Genomic DNA, 4,959 nt, shown 5'->3' with positions numbered 1-4,959 from the left:
CGCCACCACGGTGTTGCCCGCTTCCACCAGCCCGTGCAATTGCCGCAGCAGCGTGTCCACGTCGGCCGGGTGCAGGCCGGTGGTGGGTTCGTCCAGCACGTACACGGTGCCGCGGCGCTGCGCACGCTGCAGCTCGCTGGCCAGCTTGATCCGCTGCGCCTCGCCGCCGGAGAGTTCGGTGGCCGGCTGGCCCAGCCGCAGATAACCCAGGCCCACCTCCATCAGCACCTGCAGCGGCCGCGCGATCGCCGCATCGTCGGCAAAGAAATCCAGCGCCTGCGCCACGGTCATGCGCAGTACCTGTGCGATGTTCTGGCCGCGCAGTTCGATCTCCAGCGTCTTGGCGTTGTAGCGCGCGCCATGGCAGGTGGGGCACGGCGCATACACGCTGGGCATGAACAGCAGTTCCACGCTCACCGCACCCTCGCCTTCGCAGGTCTCGCAGCGGCCCTTGGCCACGTTGAACGAAAAGCGCCCGGCGTCGTACTTGCGCTTGCGCGCTGCCGGCGTGGCCGCAAAACGCTTGCGCACATGGTCGAACAGGCCGGTGTAGGTCGCCAGGTTGGAGCGCGGCGTGCGCCCGATCGGCGCCTGGTCCACCTGTACCAATCGCCGCACGTGTTCCAGGCCGCCGGCAATGTGGCCATCGGTGGCGACACGCGCACCGCGCTCCAGCGGATCCAGTTCCTCGTGCGCCTCGGCCGGCGCCTGCCCCAGTTGCGTGCCCAGCAACTCCACCAGCGCCTGGCTGACCAGCGAGGACTTGCCCGAGCCGGACACGCCGGTGACCGTGGTGAACACGCCCAGCGGGATGTCCACGTCCAGCGCGACCACGTTGTTGCGACTGACCTCGCGCAACTGCAGCCAGGCCTCCGGCGAGCGCGGCGCATGGGCAGCGGCGTGCGGTTCGGCGAACAGGTAGCGGCGCGTGGACGAGGCCTGCACCTGCGCCAATCCCACCGGCGGACCGCTGTACAGCACCTGCCCGCCGTGCTCGCCGGCACCGGGGCCGACATCGACGATCCAGTCGGCATGGCGGATCACGTCGATCTCGTGCTCGACCACGAACAGCGAATTGCCAGCGCCCTTGAGCTGGTCCAGCGCACCCAGCAACGCCTGCGTGTCGGCCGGATGCAGGCCCGCCGACGGCTCGTCCATCACATAGACCACGCCGAACAGCTGCGAGCGGATCTGCGTGGCCAGACGCAGCCGCTGCAGTTCGCCCGGCGACAGCGTCGGCGTGCTGCGTTCCAGGGTCAGATAGCCCAGCCCCAGCGCCTCCACCACCTGGATCCGCGCCAGCAGGTCCTGGGCGATGCGCTGCGCGGCCAGCGCCTGTTCCGGATGTCGCGAACGGCCCTGCATGCGGCCTTCCGCCGCGGGACGCAGCAGCTCGGCCACCTCGCCGAGCGGGCGCTGCGACAGTGCGCCGATGTCCAGCCCGGCGAAGGTCACCGACAGCGCCTCGCGGCGCAGCCGCTTGCCGTCGCAACTGGGGCATGCGGTGCTGATCAGGTATTGCGCCACGCGTTTCTTGATGAGCGCGCTCTGCGTGCTGGCGAAGGTATGCAGCACGTAACGGCGCGCGCTGCTGAAGGTGCCCATGTATGCCGGCTCCTGCTTGCGCTTGAGCGCGCGCTGGGTCTCGGCCAGGGTGAAGCCGGGATACACCGGCACGGTCGGTTGCTCGTCGGTGTACAGGATCCAGTCGCGGGTCTTCTTCGGCAGCTTCGCCCACGGCACGTCGACATCGTGGCCGAGCGTGGTGAGGATGTCGCGCAGGTTCTGCCCGTGCCAGGCCGGCGGCCACGCCGCCACCGCACGCTCGCGGATGCTCAGCGAACGGTCCGGCACCATCGACGCCTCGGTGGCGTCGTAGATACGCCCCAGCCCATGGCAGGTGGGGCAGGCGCCGGCCGGCGTGTTCGGCGAGAAGCCGTCGGCATGGATGATGCCCTGCCCCGGCGGATACGTGCCGGCACGCGAATACAGCATGCGCAGCGAGTTGGAGATGGTGGTGACGCTGCCCACCGACGAGCGCGTACTCGGCGCACCGCGATGCTGCTGCAGCGCCACCGCCGGCGGCAGGCCATCGATGGCGTCCACATCGGCCACGCCGGCCTGGTCGATCAGGCGCCGCGCATACGGCGAGATCGAGTCCAGATAACGCCGCTGCGCCTCGGCGAACAGCGTGCCGAACGCCAGCGACGATTTGCCGGAGCCGGACACGCCGGTGAATACCACCAGTGCATCGCGCGGCAGCTCCACGTCCACATCCTTGAGGTTGTGCTCGCGCGCGCCACGGACGCGCACGAAGCCGGAAGCGGCGGAAGCAGAAGGCGTGGACATGGGCAGGACCGGCAACGCGAAGGAGCGCGCAAGCTTAGCCGGTCGGCTGACATCGGCGTGTCGCGGCCATCGCGCTGCAGCGCGCTCGGTCAGTCGTCGGCGAAGGCGCGCCGTCGCCGGCGACGCAAGTCTCAGCTCAAGGCAGGCGCCGCCAGCGTGTCGGCATCCTCGTCGTGCGCGGCCAGCGCCTGCATCCGCGTCACCGCACTGGCGAACGCGCGCAGCACCGCCACGCCGCGTTCGGCGTAGATCGCATGCAGCGCCTGGTAGTACCACAACGTGCCGTCGCGGCCGGCGGTGAAGCGCTCGAACACCGCGGTGCCGACCTCGGGGTCTTCCAGGTCGGCGACGATGCTGCGCGCGTTGTAGAGCTTGTCGCAGGCCGACACCAGCAGCACCGCATCCGTGGCCTCGGCCAAGTGCGCCAGGTACGCCTGCTTGCGGATGCGCCAGTCGCGGCGCTTGGCCGGCACGTCCGCGGGCACCGCCTTGCGCTCGGCCGTGGCGTCGGTACACGCCATCACCATGTCCGCCACCGCCTCGCCGAACTGCGCGCGGATTACGCCCTCATGGCCGGCGCCGCAATCCTCCACCACGTCGTGCAGCAGCGCCGCGATCGCCTGGTCCTCGTCGCCGCCGGCCTCCAGCACCAGCGTCGACACGCCCAGCACGTGGCTCAGATACGGCACCGTGCCGCCCTTGCGGAACTGGCCGGCGTGGGCGATGCGCGCGTAGTCCACGGCGCGCGCGTAACGTTCGGTGAGAGCGGTCATGCGGCGATCCTGACGGAACAGGCCGGCATTATCGCCAAACTTGCCGGCGTGAGCGCGTGGAGATACGGGTGGACGTGGCTGCCGTTCAAGCCGCGTGTGGCGGCCATCGTGTGCCTGATCAGCCGGCACCGCGCGCGGACGGGGCTGCCGCGCAGCCCTGCCCTGGTCCAAGCGCGTTCCCCGCTTACACTTCCCTGTTCCCGCACCACCGCAACGCTCGCACGCATGAACGTCCGTCATCTCGACCAGCACGCCCCGGAACTGCCGCAGATCGCCGCCTGGTACCACGCGGCCTGGGGTCGCGAGGCCGGCTTCTCGCTGGACGACGAGCTGCGTCAGCTCCAGCGCGCCCCGGATGCGCACGGCCTGCCGCGCGTGCTGGCGGCCTTCGACGGCCCTGAACTGATCGCCGTGGTGCAGTTGAAAGACCGGGAAATGGACGCCTTTCCGCAATATCCGTACTGGCTGGGCGGCATGTACGTCGCCGATGCATATCGAGGGCGCGGCATCGCCGGTCGCCTGCTCGCCCATGCCCTGGCAGACGCCGCGGACCTGGGCCTGGACGCCCTGTACCTGCAGACCGAGCACTTGGACGGCGGCCTGTACGCCCGCCACGGCTGGCAGCCAGTGCAGGAAGCCGATTCCTACGGCACCCGCGTGTTGCTGATGGTCCGCCCGGTCGGCTGAGCGGGTGCCTGCGTGGCCGCGCCTGCACATTACTTTTCCCCCGCGCCGCGTTAACGTGGCGCTTGGAAAGATAGGGCGTCAGCCACCAACCGACCGCTTGATCGACAGACACGCATGAACGCAGCGCCGAGGATGCAACCCATCATGATCACCGACACCGCCCACGCCGTGGACGACACCGCCACCGACAGCGCCCCGACCCCGCCCGCGCGCCGTGCCGCCATCTCCGGCCGCGCCGCCGCGCACAGCGTGTACCGCTCGCCGCTGTCCGCCGACGACGCCAGCAGCGACGCCCTGCGCCTGCGCGAACAACGCGCCAAGCGCGCGGCACAGGTCGCCGCCGTCGGCACCGTCGCCGCCCTGGCCGCCGTGGCCCTGATCGCCTGGCGTCGCGCACGGCGCTGACCGCGCAACAGCCCAAGACGCATCCGGCATCATGCGCCGAGCAGGAAGCTCGGCATCGCCCACGCAAGGAACGTCCTCATGACGCCATGGCACCGCATCGCCCAATTCGCCGGCCTGGCGCTGGTCGCCAGCGCCTGCAGCATGCCCGCCGCCGCCCGCAAGACGCCCATGGCGTCGGCGGTGCTGCGCGTCCCGGCCGACCTGCCCAACCAGCGCCTGTTCGACTGCACCGAATCCAGCATCGCCACCCTGTCGGAGACCAGCAGCTCCTGGCCCAAGGTCACCCGCGAAGACCCGGCCAAGGGCATCCTGGAATCGGGCGACTTCCCCGAAACGAACCGCAGCGGCTTTCGCCTGCGCCTGGAGCGCCCACCGGGCGCCAACCAGGCCAAGCTCGCCCTCAAGGGCGCTGGCGCCTATTTCGTCGACCTCGGCGTCGACAAGGCGATGCAGGATCTCAAGACCGCGTTGGATCGCTGCGTCGCCACGCGGCCGCTGTGAGCCCGAATAGCACACGATAGTTCTGACTCCCGCGCCGTACAGCGACCAAGGAAGGACACGACCATGCCCAATTACGCCATCGAAGTCCGCTCGCTCGGCGTCATCGGCATCGCTGGCCACGCCTTCTGGGTGCTGCGCGACGAACACGGCAAGGCCGTGGCGGAACTGCATGGCCTGGCCACCGATCGCCAGACCGGCCAGGCCATCCCCATCGGCACCGACGCCACCCGCCACTCGCTGCGCG

General features: G+C 70.1%; 5 protein-coding genes and 1 pseudogene. 4 read left to right on the top strand and 2 right to left on the bottom strand.

Going from position 1 to position 4,959, the window contains the following annotated elements:
- Together CEK69_RS20550 and CEK69_RS20545 are read right to left on the bottom strand one after the other, a co-directional pair.
- On the bottom strand, positions 1-2,349 hold a 2,349-nt coding region (locus tag CEK69_RS20550), incomplete at its 3' end, for an excinuclease ABC subunit UvrA (protein WP_152247649.1).
- Positions 2,350-2,480: 131 nt separating this feature from the next.
- On the bottom strand, positions 2,481-3,122 hold the full coding sequence (locus CEK69_RS20545; RefSeq protein ID WP_152247647.1) for an HD domain-containing protein: 642 nt from the start codon (positions 3,120-3,122) through the stop codon (positions 2,481-2,483).
- A 225-nt stretch (positions 3,123-3,347) separates the two neighbouring features.
- Here CEK69_RS20545 and CEK69_RS20540 point away from each other — a divergent pair, with 225 nt between their 5' ends.
- From CEK69_RS20540 to CEK69_RS20525, 4 genes and pseudogenes are all read left to right on the top strand, one after another.
- Positions 3,348-3,809, top strand: coding sequence for a GNAT family N-acetyltransferase (locus tag CEK69_RS20540; protein WP_152247645.1), 462 nt, complete (start codon positions 3,348-3,350; stop codon positions 3,807-3,809).
- A 144-nt stretch (positions 3,810-3,953) separates the two neighbouring features.
- Positions 3,954-4,214, top strand: a complete 261-nt coding sequence (locus CEK69_RS20535) for a hypothetical protein (RefSeq protein WP_017916171.1) — start codon at positions 3,954-3,956, stop codon at positions 4,212-4,214.
- A gap of 78 nt (positions 4,215-4,292) precedes the next feature.
- Positions 4,293-4,715: a hypothetical protein gene (locus tag CEK69_RS20530; RefSeq protein WP_152247642.1), complete on the top strand. Its 423-nt coding sequence runs from the start codon at positions 4,293-4,295 to the stop codon at positions 4,713-4,715.
- A 63-nt stretch (positions 4,716-4,778) separates the two neighbouring features.
- A pseudogene (locus CEK69_RS20525) lies at positions 4,779-4,959 on the top strand (hypothetical protein); the annotation flags it as partial.

This window comes from Xanthomonas sp. LMG 12462 (assembly GCF_009192885.1).
Taxonomy (GTDB): domain Bacteria; phylum Pseudomonadota; class Gammaproteobacteria; order Xanthomonadales; family Xanthomonadaceae; genus Xanthomonas_A; species Xanthomonas_A sontii.
The sequence above is the reverse complement of the archived record's forward strand: the minus strand, read 5'-3'. Positions and strand labels throughout refer to the sequence as shown.